Genomic DNA, 18,458 nt, shown 5'->3' on the forward strand with positions numbered 1-18,458 from the left:
CGCATTCTGCCGCAGCGACGCGCGGCGGCAGCCCTGCGTGAGCCCTCGGCATGCCGTTCGGCCGACTAAACTGTCCGTCCAGCCTACGCCATGACCATCCAGACCGACGACTTCGCCCCGGCCCCGCAACGCGTGGTCTCCGCCGCACCGGCCTCGCCCAACGAAGAGGCGATCGAGCGGGCGCTGCGGCCCAAGCTGCTCGACGACTACGTGGGGCAGGTCAAGGTGCGCGAGCAGCTGGAGATCTTCATCGGCGCAGCGCGGCACCGCGCCGAGGCGCTCGACCACGTGCTGCTCTTCGGCCCGCCGGGCCTGGGCAAGACCACCTTGTCGCACATCATCGCGGCCGAGCTCGGCGTCAACCTGCGCCAGACCTCCGGCCCGGTGCTCGAGAAGCCGAAGGACCTGGCCGCGTTGCTGACCAACCTCGAGCGCAACGACGTGCTCTTCATCGACGAGATCCATCGCCTCTCGCCGGTGGTGGAGGAAATCCTCTACCCCGCGCTGGAGGACTACCAGATCGACATCATGATCGGCGAGGGCCCGGCCGCGCGCAGCATCAAGCTCGACCTGCAGCCCTTCACGCTGGTCGGCGCCACCACGCGCGCCGGGATGCTGACCAACCCGCTGCGCGACCGCTTCGGCATCGTGGCGCGGCTGGAGTTCTACACGGCCGAGGAACTGGCACGCATCGTGCGCCGCAGCGCCGGCCTGCTTTCGGTGCCGACGGACGACGCCGGCGGCCTGGAGATCGCACGCCGCTCTCGCGGCACGCCGCGCATCGCCAACCGCCTGCTGCGCCGGGTGCGCGACTACGCGCAGGTCAAGGGCGACGGGCGTATCACCGAGGCGCTGGCGCACAAGGCGCTGGCCATGCTCGACGTCGATCCGCAGGGCTTCGACCTGATGGACCGCAAGCTGCTTGAGGCCGTGATCCACCGCTTCGATGGCGGCCCGGTCGGGCTGGACAACATCGCGGCCAGCATCGGCGAGGAGCCGGGCACGATCGAGGACGTGATCGAACCGTACCTGATCCAGCAGGGCTATCTGCAGCGCACGCCGCGCGGGCGCATCGCCACCCTGGCGGCCTACCGGCACCTGGGCGTCGCCGCGCCGCAGCGCGACGCCAGCGACATGTTCGGCAACTGAAGGTGTCCCATGCACACCCATGACCTGAGCGACTGGCAGCACGAGCACCGTTTCCAGGACGACAACCGGGCCGCGGAGCGCAGCACGCGGCTGGTGATGTGGATCACCGCGGCCGCGATGGTGCTCGAGATCGGCGCCGGCTGGTGGTTCAACTCGATGGCGCTCCTGGCCGACGGCTGGCACATGAGCTCCCATGCCGTGGCGATCGGGCTCAGCGCCTTCGCCTATGCGGCAGCGCGTCGCTATTCCGGCGACCGGCGCTTCGCCTTCGGCACCTGGAAGATCGAGGTGCTGGGCGGCTTCGCCAGCGCGCTGTTCCTGCTCGGCGTGGCGGTGCTGATGGTGGTCGGTTCCCTCGAGCGGCTCTGGGCCCCGGCCGCCATCCGATACCAGGAGGCGATCGTCGTGGCAGTGCTCGGGCTGGCGGTCAACCTGGTGTGCGCGTGGCTGCTCGGCGGAGCCCACCACCACGATCACGGTCACGGGCATCGAGGGCATGCGCACGGGCACGACGGGCATGACCACGGTCATGGCCAGGATCACGGGCACGACCTGAACCTGCGTTCCGCCTATCTGCATGTGGTGGCGGATGCCGCAACCTCGGTGCTCGCCATCGTCGCGCTGGCCGGTGGCTGGCTGTATGGGTGGGCCTGGCTCGACCCGGCGATGGGCATCGTCGGTGCGGTGCTGGTCGCGAGCTGGGCGCGCGGTCTGCTGGTCGATACGGCCAAGGTGCTGCTGGACCGCGAGATGGATCATCCGGTGGTCGAGGAGATCCGCGACGGCGTCGAACAAGCCCTCGCGGATTCGCACACCCGGGTTGCCGACCTGCACGTGTGGCGCGTGGGCCAGGGCGCCTACGCCTGCGCGCTCAGCGTTGTCACGCATTCGTCAACGCTGACGCCCGACGAGGTGCGAGCCACCTTCGCGATGCACGAGGAAATCAGGCACTCGACGATCGAGATCAATCGCTGTCACGCAGCTGCGTGACGCTTCGCCGCGGTGGGTGCGGCCCTGTCATCGAAGCTTCACCGCGCCGCCATGGCGGCGTCATCCGCCTTGGCGACGATGACCCCCCATGCAACGCGACGATGCCTTTCTCCGTGCATGGCACGACACGGCCGCTGCCTCCCTGGGTGCGGAGGAGCACGACGTCTCGCGTCCCTCCCAGCGCTACCGGACGCTCTGGATCTCCGACCTGCACCTGGGCACGCCCGGTTGCCAGGCCAAGGCGCTGCTCGATTTCCTGAAGCACACCGAGTGCGAGACGCTGTTCCTGGTCGGCGACATCATCGACGGCTGGCAGCTGCGCCGCCACTGGTACTGGCCGCAGCCGCACAACGACGTGATCCAGAAGCTGCTGCGCAAGGCGCGCAAGGGCACGCGCGTGATCTTCATCCCGGGCAACCACGACGAATTCGCGCGCAAGTACCTGCACCACAACTTCGGCGGCATCGACGTGGCCGAGGAATGGATCCACGAGACCGCCGACGGCCGCAAGCTCTGGGTCATGCACGGCGACCTGTTCGACGGCGTGATCCAGTGCGCGAAGTGGCTGGCCTATGTGGGCGACTCGCTGTACGAGTTCACGCTCAAGCTCAACCGCCACCTCAACTCGCTGCGCGCGCGCATGGGGCTGCCTTACTGGTCGCTATCGAAGTACCTGAAGCTCAAGGTCAAGCGCGCGGTCAGCTATGTGGGCGACTTCGAGCGCGCCGTGGCGCGCGAGGCCCGCAAGCGCGGCGTGCAGGGCGTGGTCTGCGGCCACATCCACCACGCCGAGCTGCGTGATGTCGACGGCATCCTCTACGCCAACGACGGCGACTGGGTCGAGAGCCTCACGGCGCTGGCCGAACATGCCGACGGAACGCTCGAGATCCTCCACTGGGCCCAGCACATGCCGGTCACGGCGCGGGCCGGCCGCGCTGCCTCGCGGCGCGAGCCGGCGCACGCATGACGATCGCGCCCTTGACGAATACAGCCGCCGCCGTCCACCGGACCGTCGATCTGGTGTACTTCAACGCCGGCGGCGGACATCGCGCGTCGGCCCTGGCGCTGGAGGCCGCGATCCGTCGCGCAGGCCTGCCGTGGACCGTGCGCCTGGTCAACCTGCGCGAGGTGCTCGACCCGAACGACAGCTTTCGCAAGCTGACCGGCATGGACCCGGAAGACGTCTACAACAAGCGGCTCGCCCGCGGCTGGACGCTGGGACTGACGCACGAGCTCAAGGTCCTTCAGGCGCTGATCCGCTGGGCCAAGCCCAAGCTGGTGCGACCCTTGCAGCAGCACTGGCTGGCGACCGAACCCGACATGGTGGTCTCGCTGATCCCCAACTTCAACCGCTCGCTCTACGAATCGGTGGCAACGGCGCTGCCGGGCGTGCCTTATGTGACGGTGCTGACCGACCTGGCCGACCATCCGCCTCATTTCTGGATCGAGAAGGGGCAGGACCAGTACTTCGTCTGCGGCTCGGCCAAGGCGGTGCAGCAGGCGCGCGCGGCCGGCTACGCGGAGGACCGCATCCATGCGACCTCGGGGATGATGATCCGGTCGGCCTTCTATGAGACCAGGCCGATCGATCGCGCCGAGGAGCGCCGCCGTCTGGGCCTGGACCCTGACCGGCCGACCGGCCTGGTGCTGTTCGGCGGGCAGGGCTCGAAGGCCATGATCGGCATCGCCAAGCGCCTGCCCGACATGCAGCTGATCCTGGCTTGCGGCCACAACGAATCGCTGGCCAAGGCACTGCGCGCGCTGCCCGCGCGGGCGCCGCGGCTGGTGCTGGGCTTCACGCCGGACGTCGCCCACTACATGCAGCTGTCCGACTTCTTCATCGGCAAGCCGGGGCCCGGCAGCGTCAGCGAGGCGGTGCAGCTGCATCTGCCGGTGATCGTGGTGTGCAACAGCTGGACCCTGCCCCAGGAGCGCTACAACGCCCAGTGGGTGCGGGAGCAGGGCGTGGGCCTGGTGCGCTCCAGCTATGCCAAGGTGCCCGACGCGGTCGAGGAGCTGGTGCGCGATCTCGACCTTTACCGTGCCGCCACGCACAAGGTGCACAACCGGGCGGTGTTCGAGATGCCGGGCATTCTGCAGGCCATCCTGGCGCGGGCCGAGGCGCGGGTGGGTGCCGAGGCGCCGATTCCCGAACTGGCCCCGGCGGCTGCCCAGCCCTGAGGGGCTACCAGTCCCTCACGGGAGTTGGAGGAGGCCCAGCCTGAAGGCCTCGACCACCACCGCGCCCACCGCCGCGCCACCTGCGAAGCGGATCCAGGACCAGCGACGGCGCGCCGGTTCGTGCGTCAGGTGGGCCGGGTTGAGCGGCGCGAGTCTGCTGCTGTCGTTGGCTTCACCCTCGTTTCCCGACCCTTCTTCATTGCGCGCTCGACGAAAAATCATGTAGTACATAGTAGCTACATGATATGGGGAGCATGACGCAGAAAAGTAATACCGATTTCTAAGTTTTCTTCTGAAAAGAGAACTTCTGTTTAAAACAATTGGGTTAGCATCGGCCGCCTGTCGCAGCCGCGCCGCGGGCGGATTCGAGGAGCCCAGTATGAAGAAGACTGCTTGGATGTCGATTGCGAGCCTCGCCCTGGCGGTCGGCTTGAGCGCCTGCAAGAGCAATGGCCCTGCCTCGACAACGACCTCCGGCAATGTGAACGCCGTGGGCGTGCCCGCCCCCGTGACGGCGACTTGGCGACCTACGGACAAGACTGCCGACTTTCTCAGCGCGTTCCGGCCGCAGGAATGACTCCGCGCGCCCACGATCGAGCCCGCTTGCAGCTGGCTTCTTGATGGCTGCCCGTCAATGGGCGCTGCCGTGGACTCGCCCGGGGCTGCGTCGGTGCCGACCCATCAGAGGACGCCGATCCGGCACCAGCCAGCTGCCGGCCCGCTCTGCTGCGAGCCAATTGATGTGGTCCTGCCGCTTGAAGGCGAGTTCCAGCGCCGCGCGAGCCCTGGCTTTTCGGCGGTCGAGCCAGGCCAGCGGCGTGGTCACGATGAGCCCCGCCAGGGATACGAAGGCCGCTATCAGTGCAGTCACGGTCAGCAGAAGCTGAAGGTCATGCAGATCGAAACCGCCGGCGGTCGGTCGGACGGTCATGGGCGGCGGCGCCGGCAACGGTGAAAAGGCGAGCTCCACCCAGACGAGTACGAACGCCAGCATCGTCGCCAGCATGAAGGTCCAGGCAAAGAATCGCTGATAGCTCTTGTGCACGGCAGCGGGGGAATCCATGCGCCCTCCGGCAAATGACGGGATGACGATGGTGGGGGCCAGCACGCAGAAGCTTGTCGGACAACGCGCACGGCGCATGCCGGACCACGCCGGAGCTGTGTCCCTTCGGGTGCAGCAAAGAAAAAAGCCTGCTATCGATGTGATAGCAGGCTTTTCTTATGGGTGGTGGCTCTTCACGGACTCGAACCGCGGACCTGTGGATTATGATTCCATCGCTCTAACCGACTGAGCTAAAGAGCCGAGCCCAAAATTATACCTCGGCTTGAGGGAGCCTCAACTGCCCCTGGGCAGTTTCGCCAGCTCCTCGCTGACCAGCCGCACGATCAGCCGGTCCAGCGTCTGCACCGAGTAGTTGCTCACGTCGTGCGCCGTCTCGCGGCCCGGCCCGCTGCCCGGATTGCTCGCCTCCCGGTAAGTCAGGAACACGAAGCGCCCGCCGGTGAACTGGGCGATCTGCCGCTGGATGTACTCGCCCTGCTTGTCCAGTCCGCTCGCGCCCACGCTGAACACCTTGATGCCCTTTCCGAGCGCGGCCATCATGTCTTCGTCGTACTGAGGCCCGCCATAGTCCAGGTGCGGCGGGGCATCCGCCAGCAGCACCACGAGGCGCGTCGCGCCGGTGCCGCGCCAGCTCAGCCGGTGCACGGCCTCGTGCAGCGCCTCGTTCATCGCCTCGGGATAGTCGCCGCCGGCATTTGCCTGCAGCGCGTCGAGCACGGACTGGAACGCGCTCAGGTCGTTAGTGAAGTCATGGCGGCGCACCAGGAATTCGTCGCTCCGGTCGCGGTAGGCCACCAGGCCGAAGCAGGTGTCGGGCCGGCTCGGCAGCCGCGCCACCTCGTTGGCGATGCTGCGCAGGCTGGCCTTGAGCTTGCCGATCTCGTCGCCCATGGAGCCGGTCGCGTCGATCAGGAAGACAAGGTCCAGCCGGGCGCGCTGCGGGGCCGCGGCCTCGTTGAGCACCAGCTCGACCGCGCTCTTCTGCCCCCGCCGAAGGAAGGCGGTGCCGTGCTGCCCGCTCTTGCGCACGGCCACCTCGTAAAGCGCGCTGCCCGAGCGGTCGAAGGCCCGGGGATGCAGCCAGACGCGGCCGGCTGCGTCAGTGCGTGCCCACATGGCGGCACCGTTTGCCGCCTGGACCGCGACCTCCGCATCGGGTACCGGGTCGCCGCGGCGGTTTCGCACCTGGAGCAGGTAGCGCTCGCTTACCTCGCGTTCGCGATGGGCGACCTGGGTACGCTGGCGGAATTGCAGGTAGGCCGCGAAGTCGGCGTTGTCGTCCACCACGCCTGCGGTGACGATCTCCTGCGCCGGACGCGGCCGCTGGCTGACCTGCGGGGTGGGCGCCGGGGGCGGGAAGCGCGGCCCTGCCTCGCCTTCGGCGGCCAGTGCTTCCTTGGCGGCGGCCGCGGGCGGGCTGGCGGGAGCCGGCATGGCGGCCGTCGCATCGGGCGAAGCGTCGCCGGGTGACATCCGACGGGCCCGCGCCTCGCGCGCCAAGGGCGCAGCGCCGTGCCCGCCCATCGCCGTCGCTTCGTCGCGCTGGCCCGCCACGCGGCCCGGCGTCTCCGACGTCTGCACCGGCCGCGCGCAATGGGTGGCCGAAGGCGCCTGGAAGTTCGGCACCGTGCGCGCCGCTACCTGGGCCGGCCAGTGAGGCGACGAAAAGGTCGGCGGTTCGGGCTGGGGCGCGGGCGTGGGCCAGTGCCCGCCGCCCGGCGCGAGCTCGGTGGCGCTGCAAGCGCCGAGCAGGAGCTGGGCACACAGCAGTGCGGCGAGCGAGCGTTGGAACAGTCGGGAAGGGCGAGGAATCATCAGCGGCTCCGGTTGTGGATGCAGGCTGATACGGCTGCCGCGGCTGCCGCGGGTTAAGACGCCGCAGTTTTTTGCGCTATCGCTAACCCCGGGCACCGCCGCCGTTCGTAGAACGAGAGGTGAAAATCTGCCGATGCTTGCGCCACCCGCCGCGAACCCCGCGCTCCACGCCACGATGCCGGACGACCAGTTGATGCTTGCCTACGCCGACGGCGATCCCAGCGCCTTCGACACGCTCTATGCGCGCCACGAGAGCGCGCTGCTCCGCTTCGTGCGGCGCCTCATGGGCGTCCGGCTCGCGGCGGAGGTCGAGGAGGTGTTCCAGGAGACCTGGATGCGCATCATCGCGGCGCGCCAGAGCTTCTCGCCGCAGGGCGCGAGCTGGCGCACCTGGGCCTTCACGATCGCGCACAACCTGGCCATGGACCGCCTGCGCCTGAGTGGGCGCGAAGTCGCCTTCTACGCCCATGACGAAGACGGCGACGGCCTCGAGGCGGCCCGCCTGTTCAGCCGCGGTTTGCTGAACGGAGGCGCGGCGCCTTCGGATGGCGCCCATCCGTCGGCCGAGGAACAGGCCTTCTGGCGCGCCGCTGGCCGCCGCCTGCTCGCTTGCCTCGACGAGCTGCCGGACGAGCAACGCTCGGCCTTCCTGCTGCACCATGAGGAGGGCTTCACGGTCGAGTTGATGGCGCAGACGCTGGACGTCAATTTCGAGACCGTGCGCAGCCGCCTGCGCTACGGGCTCAAGAAGCTGCGCGGCTGCATGGAGCGGTACCTGTCCGTCCTGGAGCGTCGTGCATGAGCAGCAAGACGGACGACAACGGCACCGGCGACCTCCGCGACGAGGCGCTGCGGCGCGCGCTTCTGCATGCGCCGGATCACACGGTGACGCCGAACTGGCGCCTGCGCAAGGCGATCCTCGACCATGCGCACGAGGCGGTGATGCCTTTCGCGGCCCCGGAAGCGCCCGAGCCCGTGCGGCCCTGGTGGCAGCGGCTGTTGGGCATCGGTGGCGGCAAGGACGGTGGCAGCCGCATGCCCTGGAACGCCGCCTTCGCGACCGTGCTGGTCGGCGTGCTGATCGCAGTGCTTTGGCAGCGCGAGCCCGTGCCCGGTGCCCGTCCCGACGGCGAGGCACTGGTGCGCGCGCCAGCGCAGCGCAGCGAGGCCCCGCCCGCGCCGGCATCTCCGCCGCCGGCCGCGCCTGCGCCAGCGCCCGCCCTCCCGCCTCCGGTGACAGAACGGGCATTGCCGTCGAGCCAGGACATCCCGGGCGGCCCTGCGCCTGCGCCGCAGGCGGAAACGGAAGCGGCCCCGATTCCGGCCCCGGCGCAAGGCGCTCGCCCCCCGCGCTCCGCGGAACGCCCTGCACCCGCCGCCTCGCCTTCCGAACTGGCTCGCCGGCAAGCCGACGAGGCTGCACCCTCTGCAGCGGCCGGCGCAGCCGCGACGGAGGCCAGGAAGAAAGAAGCCGCCGCGGCCGGAGGCCCGCCGGCGCCTCCGCCCGTCGCGGCGGCGCCACCCGCGCCCGCCGGATCGCCCGAGTGGCCCAGCTTCTCCGCGCTCTCGCAATGGACCCGGCTCACCATCACGCAGCGCGGCGGCGCCAGTCGAACCCTTTCGCGCTCGGAGGGGCAGGACCTCAACGCCCTGCTGGGATCGGCTGCGATCTCGGCCGTGGGCGCGCAACCGCTGGCGGGCACGCCGGAATGGCGCGTCACCCTGGAGCGCAGCAACGGCGATGTAATGGCGACCTTCGAATTGGGACGCAGCCAGGTGCGCTGGCGCGAGGGACGCGCAGCAGCGACAACGGGGACGCCTTCGCCGGCATCCGTGGCGGCGCTGCGCGAGGCCCTGCAACGCGCCGTCGAGCAGCCGCCGCAGCCTGCGTCCCCGCCCCAGTTCCAGTTGAACCCGGCGCCGCAGCCGCCGGTCGAGTCCGGGACGCCTCCGCAGCCGTCCCGCTAGCTCATTCGTGCTTGAAGGCCGGCTTGCGCTTGTTGACGAAAGCGTCCATGCCTTCCTTCTGGTCGCTGGTCGCGAAGAGTGCGTGGAAGAGGCGGCGCTCGAACATCACGCCGTCCGCCAGCCCGCTCTCGAAGGCGCGGTTGACCGACTCCTTGGCGGCCATCACCGCCACCTGCGAGAAGTCGGCGATCACGAGTGCCGCGCCGAGCGCCTCGTCCATCAGCTTGTCGTAAGGCACCACGCGGCTCACCAAGCCGGAGCGCTCGGCCTCGACCGCGTCCATCAGGCGGCCGGTCAGCGCCATGTCCATGGCCTTGGCCTTGCCCACGGCGCGGGGCAGGCGCTGCGTGCCGCCGGCGCCCGGGATCACGCCGAGCTTGATCTCAGGCTGGCCGAACTTCGCATTGTCGGCCGCGATGATGAAGTCGCACATCATCGCGAGCTCGCAGCCGCCGCCGAGCGCGAAGCCGCTCACCGCGGCGATCACCGGCTTGCGCACGCTGCGAATGGTTTCCCAGTTTCGCGTGATGTAGTCGCCCTTGTAGACGTCGACGAAGCTGTAGCTCGCCATGGCGCCGATGTCCGCCCCCGCGGCGAAGGCGCGTTCGCTGCCGGTCACGATGATGCAGCCGATGGCCGGGTCGGCGTCGAAGGCCTTGAGCGCGTCGCCGAGCTCGGTCATCAGCGCGTCGTTGAGCGCGTTCAGCGCCTTGGGCCTGTTCAGCGTCACGATGCCGACCTTGCCGGCTTCGGTGCGGACTTCGATGTTCTCGTAGCTCATGAAGGTCTCCTTGAAGGGAATAGTCGGGAACGGCTCGTCGGCAGGTTTTACCGCCGCGCCAGCCACTGCGCGAGCTTCGCGGCATCCTGCACGGCCAGCCGCAAGGTGGTGACGCCGGTGGGCAGCGTGAGCGGCAGCCGCAACAGGCGCCGGTCGCGCGCCACCAGCGCGGTGATCTTCTTGAGCGCGCCGAGGTAGAGCGCGAGATCATCGAGCCGCGCGATGCGCCAGCCCTGCGCCGGACGGCCCTTGGCGGCGGCCAGCTCGATGCCGATCCACTCGTCGTTGGCCGAGAAGCCGGCCTGCTCGGCCGCGCCACCGCGCAGCACCATCTTGACCTGCACGCTGCCACCGGACTCCGCCACGCGCAGGCCGAGTTCCTGCGCGCGCTGCGACGGATCCTCGTTCACGGCGACGCCGTGCTTGCCCAGCAGCTCGGCCAGCGGCAGTTCCTCGGTCGAATGGACCCAACGCGCGATCTCGTCCGAGAAGGAGCGGCCTCCGACCGCTTCCAGCGCCGCGGCGAAGTCCGCCTCCGTCACCGGGCCGCCGCCGCTGCGCTTCCACATCAGCCGCATCACGTCATCGAGCGAGCCTCCTGCGCCCGCGGCGCGCAGCGTCAGATCGAAGCACAGGGCGACCAGCGCGCCCTTGGTGTAGTAGCTGATGGTGGTGTTCGCCGTCTGCTCGTCCTGCCGGTAGTACTTGACCCAGGCATCGAAGCTCGCCTGCGCCACCGACTGCACATGGCGGCCCGGCGCCTGCAGGACCTGGTTGGCGGTCTTGTTCACCAGGCGCAGATAGCCAGCGTCGTCGAGTAGGCCGGCGCGGCGAAGCAGCAGGTCGTCGTAGTAGCTGGTGAAGCCCTCGAAGAGCCACAGGAGCTGCGTGTAGTTTTCCTGGCCGTAGTCGTAGCGTTCGAACTCGGCGGGCCGCAGGCGCTTCACGTTCCAGGTATGGAAATACTCGTGGCTGATCAGGCCCAGCAGCGTGGTGTAGCCATCGCCTTGCTTCTTGAGCCCCAGCTGCGGCAAGTCGCGCCGCGTGCAGATCAGCGCCGTCGAATGGCGATGTTCGAGCCCGCCATAGCCGTCGTCCACGGCGTTGAGCATGAAGACGTAGCGGTCGTGCGGCGGCTTCGGCGCGCCGCGCTTGCCGACCTTGGCGCCATGCCAGAAGCGCATCTGCGTCTCGCAGATGGCCCGCGTGTCGGCGATCAGGCGCTCGCCGTCGAAGGAGGGCGGTGCGCCGGCGACGACGAAGCGGTGCGGCACGCCGCACGCGTCGAACTCGGCGCTCCAGAAGGCGCCCATCTCGACCGGGCTGTCGGCGAGTTCGTCGTAGCTGGCGGCGAGGTAGCTGCCGAAGCCGTGACGGTCGGTCTTGACGGGCTTCAGGGCCGTGGCGCAGGACCAGCGTTGCTCATCCGGCAGGAGCGCGGGCGCGACGATCTCCATCGCTTGCGGCACGTCGACCTGGCCCTCGACGCGCAGGCACAGGCTGGTGCCGTTGAAAAATGCCCGCGCGCTGTCCAGCCACGCGGTGCGCACCGAGTTGTCGTACGCGCAGACCTGGTAGCGCAGCTCCAGCGGCTTGTCCGCCGCGCAGTCGATCTGCCAGCTGTGCTTGTCGCGCTGCTGCACGGCCACCTTGCGCCGGCCCTGGCTGGCCTGCAAGTGCTGCAGGTTCTTCGAGAACTCGCGCACCAGATAGCTGCCGGGGATCCAGACCGGCAGGGAGACGCGCTGACCTGCGTCAGGCCGATCTATGCGCAGGGTGATGGCGAACAGGTGCGCGTTGCGGTCCGCGCACTCGACGCGGTAGTGGATGGCCTCCGCGACCATCAGTTGATCGCGGCGAGCTGCTTCTCGACCTGCGCCGCCGGAATCGCTCCGGGGGTGCGCGTGCCGTCGCTGAAGATCAGCGTGGGCGTGCCGGTGATGTTGTGCTTCTGGCCGAACTCGCGGTTGCGCGTGAGCGCGGCGGTATCGCACTCGGCCGTCTCGGGCGTGATGCCGCGCTGCATCCAGTCGGCCCAGGCCTTGGCCTTGTCCTTGGCGCACCAGATGTTGCGCGACTTGGTCACCGAGTCCGGCCCCAGCACGGGGTAGAGGAAGAGGTGGATGGTCACGTTGTCGACCTTGGTCAGGTCGCGCTCGAACTGCTTGCAATAGCCGCAATTCGGATCCTCGAAGACCGCGAGCTTGCGCTTGCCGTTGCCGCGCACGATCGTGAAGGCGTCCTTCACGGGCAGCTTGTCGAAGGCGACCTCGCTGAGCTTCTCGACGCGCTCCTCGGTCAGGTTGCGGCGCGCCTTGACGTCGATCAGGTTGCCCTGCAGCAGGTAGTTGCCCTGCTCGTCGGTGTAGAAGATCTCGAAGCCGTTGATGCGCACTTCGTAGAGTCCCGGCATCGGCGCCTTGCGGATCTCGTCGATCTTGGCGAACTGCGGGATGCGCGCGGCGAGGTTCTGGCGGATCTCGGCTTCGCCGGCCGTGGCGCCCAGGCTGCAGCCGAATGCGAGCGCAGCAAGAAGAGCGGATGCGGATTTCATGGTGGTGGTCTTGCTTGCGGAATTCATTGGAGTACCTTCGCCTTCGGCTGCGGTGCTATTCGCCTTCGGAGCGGCCGTGCGTCTCATGGCAGCCCCATGGCCTGCTTGGCGACCCAGTTCTTGATGAGCCGCGTACGGTCGAAGCCGCGCATGCCCCAGTTGCGCAGGGCCGGCAGCGGGTCGGCACTGTGCGCGAAGAGCTGCTGCAGGCCGTCGGTGGCAAGGCTCATGGCCAGCACCTCGGCCCGGCGCGAGCGTTCGTAAGCGCGCAGCAGCCGGGCGTCGCCCACGCTGCGCCAGTAGTCGCGTTCCTTGATCACCTTCGCCAGCGCCGCGGCATCGGCCAGGCCCAGGTTGAGGCCCTGGCCCGCCAATGGGTGCACCGTGTGCGCCGCGTCGCCGGCCAGCGCCCAGGCATTGCCATCGGCCAGCCGGCCGGTCCAGCGGTCTGCGATGGCGCGCTGCAGCGGCCAGGAAGCACGCTCGCTCACCAGGCGCAGCGCGCCCAGCGCACCGTGGCTGGCCTCGTGCAAGGCGGTGTTGAACTGCTCGGCCGTCAGCGCCAGCAGCTCCGGTGCGTGGAACTGATCGACCGACCACACCAGAGCAAGCTGCTTGTCGCTCATCGGCAGCAGCGCGAACACCTCGCCCCGGTCGTTGAACCATTGGCGCGCGGCGCCGTCGTGCGGCTCGTCGGCGACCACGCGGGCGGCGATCGCGTGCTGCGGATAGCGGGTGACCTCATAGCGCACGCCGAGCGTTTCGCGGGTGGCGCTGATGCGGCCCTCGCAAACCACCGTGAGCGGCGCCTGCACAGGCTCGGCCACGACTTCGATGCGGGACTGGAAGCGCACCGCGTCGGCGAGCTGCTGCTCCAGCGCCGGCACGTCGACGATCCAGGCCAGCGCCTCCACCTTCTGCCGCGCCGCATGGAACTGCACGCGGGCGCCTTCGTCGCCATGCACCAGCATCTCGCGCACTGGCGTGGCATGCGGCGCATCCGGCCAGCCGCGCACGGAGTCGAGCAGGCTCTTCGAGGCCGCGTTGAGGGCATAGGCGCGGACGTCCTCCTTTTCGGCCCCGGGTGCGGGCGCCACCAGCGCGACGCGGACGCGTTCGCGCGCCAGCAGCAGCGCCAGTGTCCGGCCGACGATGCCGGCACCGCGAATGCAAACTTCGGGGGGGAGAGCCATCGGGGCATTGTAGGAGGGCGTTTGCGCCCGCGGTGCGGGACAATCGCCCGCTTCAGCCAAGGATTCCCCCGTGACCGCTCAGCCCGACTTCGACCTGCAGGCGACCATCGCCCGCCTCTTTGTCTACCCCATCAAGTCCTGCGCCGGCGTCGAGCTGCCGGAGGCGCTGCTCACCGAGACGGGGCTGGAATTCGATCGCGCCTGGATGGTGGTCGACACCGAGGGCGAGTTCGTCACGCAGCGCGAGCTGCCGCGCATGGCGCTGATCCGCCCGCAGATGAAGCACTCGGAGATGGTGCTGCGCGCCCCCGGCATGCTGGCGCTGCACATTGCCTTCGACCGGGTCGAGCAGCCGGTGCGCGTGCGGGTCTGGAAGGACGAAGTGGCCGCCTACGACATGGGCGACATTGCGGCGCAATGGTTCAGCGATTTTCTGTCGCAGCCCGGCCGCCCGCAGAAGCTGCGCCTGGTGCGCTTCGATCCCGAGCACAAGCGGCTGTCCAATTTGAAATGGACTGGCGGCGTCGAGGCGCAGAACCAGTTTGCCGACGGCTATCCGCTGCTGGTGGCAAGCGAGGGCTCGTTGGCCGAGCTCAATGCGCGGCTCGCCGCGGCGGGCCACGCGGCGGTCGGTGTCGAGCGCTTCCGTCCCAACATCGTGCTGGCCGGCCTCGAGGCGCACGACGAGGACCGCGTGGAACTGTTGCATGTGCATACGGACGAGGGCGAGGCACGCCTGCAGCCGGTGAAGCCATGCTCGCGCTGCCCGATTCCCGACATCGACCCGGCCACGGCCGAAAGCAGCCCCGAGGTCGGCGACATGCTGCGGACCTACCGTGCCGATCCGCGTGTCGACGGCGCCATCACCTTCGGCATGAACGCCGTCGTGCTGCAGGGCATCGAGTACATGCTCAGGCGCGGCCAGCCGGTCGGCGCCAACCTGCGCTTCGAGTGAGGGTGAAGCGGCGCGCCTAAAATCCGCGCTTCCCCAAAGCATCCTGAAAGTCCCGCCATGAGTCTCCAGTGCGGCATCGTCGGCCTGCCCAACGTCGGCAAGTCCACCCTTTTCAACGCCCTGACCAAGGCTGGCATTGCGGCCGAGAACTATCCCTTCTGCACCATCGAGCCCAATGTCGGCGTGGTCGAGGTGCCCGATTCGCGGCTCGCCCAGCTGGCCGAGATCGTGAAGCCGGAGCGCGTCGTGCCGGCGATCGTCGAGTTCGTCGACATTGCGGGGCTGGTGGCCGGCGCCAGCAAGGGCGAAGGCCTGGGCAACCAGTTCCTGGCCCACATCCGCGAAACCGACGCCATCGTCAATGTGGTGCGCTGCTTCGAGGACGACAACGTGATCCATGTGGCCGGCAAGGTCGACCCCATCTCCGACATCGAAGTGATCCAGACCGAGCTGTGCCTGGCCGACCTGGCCACCGTCGAGAAGGCGTTGCAGCGCCATACCAAGACGGCGCGCTCGGGCGACAAGGAGGCCATCAAGCTGGTGGCCCTGCTCGAGAAATGCCAGGCTGCGCTCAACGACAACAAGCCGGTGCGCACCGTCGAATTCAGCAAGGAAGACAAGCCGCTGATCAAGCAGTTCTCGCTGATCACCGCAAAGCCCGCGATGTTCGTCGGCAACGTGGCCGAGGACGGGTTCGAGAACAACCCCTTCCTGGACCGGCTGCGCGAGTACGCGGCGGCGCAGGACGCGCCGGTGGTCGCCATCAGCGCCAAAATCGAATCAGAGCTGGCCGACATGGACGAGGAGGACAAGAAGATGTTCCTCGCCGAGATCGGCCAGGAAGAGCCGGGCCTCAACCGCTTGATCCGCGCCGCCTACAAGCTGCTGGGCCTGCAGACCTATTTCACCGCCGGCGTGAAGGAGGTGCGCGCCTGGACGATCCACATCGGCGACACCGGCCCGCAGGCTGCCGGTGTGATTCATACCGACTTCGAGAAGGGCTACATCCGCGCGCAGACCATTTCGTTCGCCGACTACATCGCCTACAAGGGCGAGCAGGGCGCGAAGGATGCAGGGAAGATGCGGGCGGAAGGCAAGGAGTACGTCGTCAAGGATGGGGATGTGATGAACTTCCTGTTCAGCACCTGAACATGATCGTTGTTCATCACCTCGAGAACTCCCGCTCCCAACGCGTGCTGTGGCTGCTCGAAGAGCTCGAGCTGCCCTACGAGATCGATCACTACCAGCGCGACCCGAAGACCATGCTCGCGCCGCCGAGCCTGCGCGCCGTGCATCCCCTCGGCAAGTCGCCGGTGGTGACGACCGGCGAGGGGCTCACGCTTGCGGAGTCGGGCGCGATCCTGGAGACGCTGATCGAGCGCCATGGCAACGGCCGCATGGCGCCCGGGGCGGGCACGCCGGAGGCGCTGCGTTATCGCTACTGGATGCACTACGCGGAGGGCTCGGCCATGCCGCCGCTGCTGCTCAAGCTGGTGTTCGACCAGATCGAGAAGGCGAAGATGCCTTTTTTCGCCAAGCCGATTGCGAAAGGCATCGCGAGCAAGGCGAAGGCGGCATTCGTCATGCCCAACATCACGAACCATCTGAATTTCATGGAAAGCGAGCTCGGCAAGAGCGAATGGTTTGCCGGCGCCGATTTCTCCGGCGCCGACATCCAGATGAGCTTTCCGATCGAGGCGGCGGTCGCGCGCGGGGGGCTGGATACGAAGCGGCCGAGGCTGATGGCCTTTCTCGAGCGCATCCATGCGCGGCCTGCATACCAGCGCGCGCTGGAGCGCGGCGGACCTTACGGCTTGCTGAGCTGAGCCTGGGGCGCGTAGCCTCAGTTCGGCCAGATATAGAGCAGCGCGATGGTCATCGTGACGTAGCGCGCGAACTTGCCGATCGCCATATAGATGACGCAGGGCCAAAAGGAGAGCTTCAGCCAGCCCGCAACGGCGCAGAGCGGATCACCCACCAGGGGGAGCCAAGCCAGCAGGCAGGCTTTGGGCCCCAGCTTCTCCAACCAGATCAGCACGCGCATGTGATGCTTGGAGTGCGAGTACTTGTCGGCCACCTTGTGCGCGCCGTAGCCGATCCACCAGTCGACCATGCCGCCGAGCGTGTTGCCTGCGGTCGCGACGAAGACGGCCGGCCAGAACAGTTCGGGATTGAGCTTGAGCAGGCCGAAGAGCGCCGGCTCGGAGCCGACCGGTACCAGCGTGGCCGAAACGAAGGCGGCGATGAACAGGGTGCTAAGCCCGTATTGCGGCAGCGCGAGAAGCGCAAATAAGGATTCGAGCCAGGCTTGCATGTGCGCCGCAGTATAGAAAGACGCGGCGATATGTGGCGTGGGCGTATAGATCGAAGCGTGCGCTGCCGCACCGGCCAAAGTGCAAATCGTTGCAGCGGCCGCTTCGCGGCACCGCTACAATCGTGCCTCATTTTTCAGCAGCCCCCGGCGCTCGCCACTTCCTCCATGACCCTGCAGATCGGCAACATAGTGCTGGAGAACCGTCTGTTCGTCGCCCCCATGGCGGGCGTGACCGACCGGCCGTTCCGCATGCTGTGCCGCGAGCTCGGTGCCGGCTATGCCGTGAGCGAAATGGTCACCTCGCGCAAGGAGCTGTGGAACTCCCTCAAGACCTCGCGCCGCGCCAACCATGAGGGCGAGCCGGGTCCCATCGCAGTGCAGATCGCCGGCACCGATGCCGCCATGATGGCCGAGGCCGCGCAGTACAACATCGAGCGTGGCGCCCAGATCATCGACATCAACATGGGCTGCCCTGCCAAGAAGGTCTGCAACAAGTGGGCCGGCTCTGCATTGATGCGCGACGAGCCCCTGGCGCTGGAGATCGTCGAAGCAGTGGTTCGTGCTGCGGCGCCGCATGACGTACCGGTCACGCTCAAGATGCGCACCGGTTGGGACGAAGATCACCGCAATGCCGTCGCGCTGGCGCGGCGTTTCGAAGACGCCGGCGTGCGCATGCTCACGGTCCATGGCCGCACTCGCGAGCAGGGCTACAAGGGGGAGGCCGAGTACGACACCATCGCCGCGGTCAAGTCGGCTGTGCGCGTGCCGGTGGTTGCCAACGGCGATATCGACTCGCCGGAGAAGGCGCGCGATGTGCTGGCGCTCACTGGCGCCGACGCGCTGATGGTCGGCCGCGCTGCGCAGGGGCGGCCCTGGATCTTTCGCGAGATCGTGCACTTCCTCGCCACCGGCACGTATCTCGCACCACCGCTGGTGGCCGAAGTGCGACGCCTGATGCTCGACCACCTGCAGCAGCACTACGCGCTCTACGGCGACTACAGCGGCGTGCGCACCGCACGCAAGCACATCGGCTGGTATGTGCACGACCTGCCGGGCGGCGAGCGTTTCCGCAACGAGATGAATGCCATCGAGGATTGCGAGGCGCAGTGGCGCGCGGTCGCGGACTTTTTCGACTTGCTTGCGCAGCAGATGGACCGCATTCCGCTCGACGAAGGCGGAAGCACGCGGAGGCGCAGCGCTGAGCAGGCCGACGCATTGGCATGAATGAACAAAGAAAAGAAGAGCAGAGGGCCATGAGCAAAAAGCACATTGAAGACTGCGTGCGAAGCAGCCTGGACAGCTACTTCCGCGATCTGCGGGGCACCGAGCCCGATGGCATGTACGACATGCTGGTGCGCGTGGTCGAGAAACCCTTGCTCGACGTCGTCATGACGCGGGCCGAGGGCAACCAGTCCAAGGCCGCCCAATGGCTGGGCCTGAACCGCAACACGCTGCGCAAGAAGCTGGTCGAACACAAACTCCTGAAATAGCCCCC

At 68.1% G+C, this 18,458-nt stretch carries 20 protein-coding genes and 1 tRNA gene; 12 read left to right on the forward strand and 9 right to left on the reverse strand.

Annotation, left to right across the window (positions count from 1 at the left end; genetic code table 11):
• Positions 1-90 precede the first annotated feature (90 nt).
• The 4 genes from ruvB (at position 91) to ACMGEZ_RS00565 (ending at position 4,320) form a co-directional block, all read left to right on the forward strand.
• Positions 91-1,149, forward strand: a complete 1,059-nt coding sequence (ruvB, locus tag ACMGEZ_RS00550) for a Holliday junction branch migration DNA helicase RuvB (protein WP_436820298.1) — start codon at positions 91-93, stop codon at positions 1,147-1,149.
• Positions 1,150-1,158: 9 nt separating this feature from the next.
• Positions 1,159-2,139 (forward strand): CDF family Co(II)/Ni(II) efflux transporter DmeF, encoded by a 981-nt coding sequence (gene dmeF / locus ACMGEZ_RS00555; protein WP_436820299.1) that lies wholly within the window; start codon positions 1,159-1,161, stop codon positions 2,137-2,139.
• 88 nt (positions 2,140-2,227) lie between these two features.
• Positions 2,228-3,106: a UDP-2,3-diacylglucosamine diphosphatase gene (locus tag ACMGEZ_RS00560; RefSeq protein WP_436820300.1), complete on the forward strand. Its 879-nt coding sequence runs from the start codon at positions 2,228-2,230 to the stop codon at positions 3,104-3,106.
• Complete coding sequence (locus ACMGEZ_RS00565; protein WP_436820301.1) at positions 3,103-4,320, forward strand: glycosyltransferase; 1,218 nt, start codon at positions 3,103-3,105, stop codon at positions 4,318-4,320. Before ACMGEZ_RS00560 ends, ACMGEZ_RS00565 begins: the two co-directional genes overlap by 4 nt.
• Before the next feature lie 15 nt (positions 4,321-4,335).
• Here ACMGEZ_RS00565 and ACMGEZ_RS00570 read toward each other — a convergent pair whose 3' ends face one another.
• Entirely contained in the window at positions 4,336-4,542 is a 207-nt protein-coding gene (locus ACMGEZ_RS00570; RefSeq protein ID WP_436820302.1) for a hypothetical protein, read from the reverse strand.
• Positions 4,543-4,699: 157 nt separating this feature from the next.
• Between ACMGEZ_RS00570 and ACMGEZ_RS00575 the strand changes: the two genes are divergently transcribed.
• Positions 4,700-4,897, forward strand: coding sequence for a hypothetical protein (locus ACMGEZ_RS00575; protein WP_436820303.1), 198 nt, complete (start codon positions 4,700-4,702; stop codon positions 4,895-4,897).
• A 54-nt stretch (positions 4,898-4,951) separates the two neighbouring features.
• Here the strand turns inward: ACMGEZ_RS00575 and ACMGEZ_RS00580 are convergent, their stop codons facing one another.
• From ACMGEZ_RS00580 to ACMGEZ_RS00590, 3 genes are all read right to left on the reverse strand, one after another.
• Positions 4,952-5,428, reverse strand: coding sequence for a hypothetical protein (locus ACMGEZ_RS00580; RefSeq protein WP_436820304.1), 477 nt, complete (start codon positions 5,426-5,428; stop codon positions 4,952-4,954).
• A 118-nt stretch (positions 5,429-5,546) separates the two neighbouring features.
• A tRNA-Met gene (locus tag ACMGEZ_RS00585) sits at positions 5,547-5,623 on the reverse strand.
• Positions 5,624-5,656: 33 nt separating this feature from the next.
• Positions 5,657-7,198 (reverse strand): vWA domain-containing protein, encoded by a 1,542-nt coding sequence (locus ACMGEZ_RS00590; RefSeq protein ID WP_436820305.1) that lies wholly within the window; start codon positions 7,196-7,198, stop codon positions 5,657-5,659.
• Positions 7,199-7,331: 133 nt separating this feature from the next.
• Between ACMGEZ_RS00590 and ACMGEZ_RS00595 the strand changes: the two genes are divergently transcribed.
• Both ACMGEZ_RS00595 and ACMGEZ_RS00600 read left to right on the forward strand, forming a co-directional pair.
• Positions 7,332-8,000, forward strand: a complete 669-nt coding sequence (locus ACMGEZ_RS00595; protein ID WP_436820306.1) for a sigma-70 family RNA polymerase sigma factor — start codon at positions 7,332-7,334, stop codon at positions 7,998-8,000.
• Complete coding sequence (locus ACMGEZ_RS00600; protein WP_436820307.1) at positions 7,997-9,166, forward strand: hypothetical protein; 1,170 nt, start codon at positions 7,997-7,999, stop codon at positions 9,164-9,166. Before ACMGEZ_RS00595 ends, ACMGEZ_RS00600 begins: the two co-directional genes overlap by 4 nt.
• Position 9,167: 1 nt before the next feature.
• On the opposite strand, the gene ACMGEZ_RS00605 is transcribed toward ACMGEZ_RS00600, so the two are convergent.
• The 4 genes from ACMGEZ_RS00605 to ACMGEZ_RS00620 form a co-directional block, all read right to left on the reverse strand.
• Positions 9,168-9,947 carry an enoyl-CoA hydratase gene (locus ACMGEZ_RS00605; protein WP_436820308.1) on the reverse strand — a complete coding sequence of 260 codons (780 nt, stop codon included), beginning with the start codon at positions 9,945-9,947 and terminating at the stop codon, positions 9,168-9,170.
• Positions 9,948-9,994: 47 nt separating this feature from the next.
• Positions 9,995-11,791 (reverse strand): M61 family metallopeptidase, encoded by a 1,797-nt coding sequence (locus ACMGEZ_RS00610; protein ID WP_436820309.1) that lies wholly within the window; start codon positions 11,789-11,791, stop codon positions 9,995-9,997.
• On the reverse strand, positions 11,791-12,501 hold the full coding sequence (locus ACMGEZ_RS00615) for a DsbC family protein (RefSeq protein ID WP_436820797.1): 711 nt from the start codon (positions 12,499-12,501) through the stop codon (positions 11,791-11,793). The genes ACMGEZ_RS00610 and ACMGEZ_RS00615 overlap by 1 nt, the downstream gene beginning before the upstream one ends.
• Before the next feature lie 83 nt (positions 12,502-12,584).
• Positions 12,585-13,694, reverse strand: a complete 1,110-nt coding sequence (locus ACMGEZ_RS00620; RefSeq protein ID WP_436820310.1) for an FAD-dependent monooxygenase — start codon at positions 13,692-13,694, stop codon at positions 12,585-12,587.
• A gap of 70 nt (positions 13,695-13,764) precedes the next feature.
• Here ACMGEZ_RS00620 and ACMGEZ_RS00625 point away from each other — a divergent pair, with 70 nt between their 5' ends.
• The 3 genes from ACMGEZ_RS00625 to ACMGEZ_RS00635 are packed head-to-tail and all read left to right on the forward strand — an operon-like array spanning position 13,765 to position 16,475.
• Positions 13,765-14,649 carry an MOSC domain-containing protein gene (locus ACMGEZ_RS00625; protein ID WP_436820311.1) on the forward strand — a complete coding sequence of 295 codons (885 nt, stop codon included), beginning with the start codon at positions 13,765-13,767 and terminating at the stop codon, positions 14,647-14,649.
• Positions 14,650-14,706: 57 nt separating this feature from the next.
• Complete coding sequence (gene ychF, locus ACMGEZ_RS00630) at positions 14,707-15,798, forward strand: redox-regulated ATPase YchF (RefSeq protein ID WP_436820312.1); 1,092 nt, start codon at positions 14,707-14,709, stop codon at positions 15,796-15,798.
• A 2-nt stretch (positions 15,799-15,800) separates the two neighbouring features.
• On the forward strand, positions 15,801-16,475 hold the full coding sequence (locus ACMGEZ_RS00635) for a glutathione S-transferase (RefSeq protein ID WP_436820313.1): 675 nt from the start codon (positions 15,801-15,803) through the stop codon (positions 16,473-16,475).
• 17 nt (positions 16,476-16,492) lie between these two features.
• On the opposite strand, the gene ACMGEZ_RS00640 is transcribed toward ACMGEZ_RS00635, so the two are convergent.
• Complete coding sequence (locus ACMGEZ_RS00640) at positions 16,493-16,963, reverse strand: YqaA family protein (protein WP_436820798.1); 471 nt, start codon at positions 16,961-16,963, stop codon at positions 16,493-16,495.
• A gap of 165 nt (positions 16,964-17,128) precedes the next feature.
• Here ACMGEZ_RS00640 and dusB point away from each other — a divergent pair, with 165 nt between their 5' ends.
• Together dusB and ACMGEZ_RS00650 are read left to right on the forward strand one after the other, a co-directional pair.
• Positions 17,129-18,187, forward strand: coding sequence for a tRNA dihydrouridine synthase DusB (gene dusB / locus ACMGEZ_RS00645; RefSeq protein WP_436820314.1), 1,059 nt, complete (start codon positions 17,129-17,131; stop codon positions 18,185-18,187).
• Positions 18,188-18,216: 29 nt separating this feature from the next.
• Positions 18,217-18,453, forward strand: a complete 237-nt coding sequence (locus ACMGEZ_RS00650) for a Fis family transcriptional regulator (RefSeq protein WP_068683508.1) — start codon at positions 18,217-18,219, stop codon at positions 18,451-18,453.
• Positions 18,454-18,458 lie beyond the last annotated feature (5 nt).

The organism is Variovorax stachyos, assembly GCF_051400855.1.
Taxonomy (GTDB): Bacteria; Pseudomonadota; Gammaproteobacteria; order Burkholderiales; family Burkholderiaceae_C; genus Variovorax.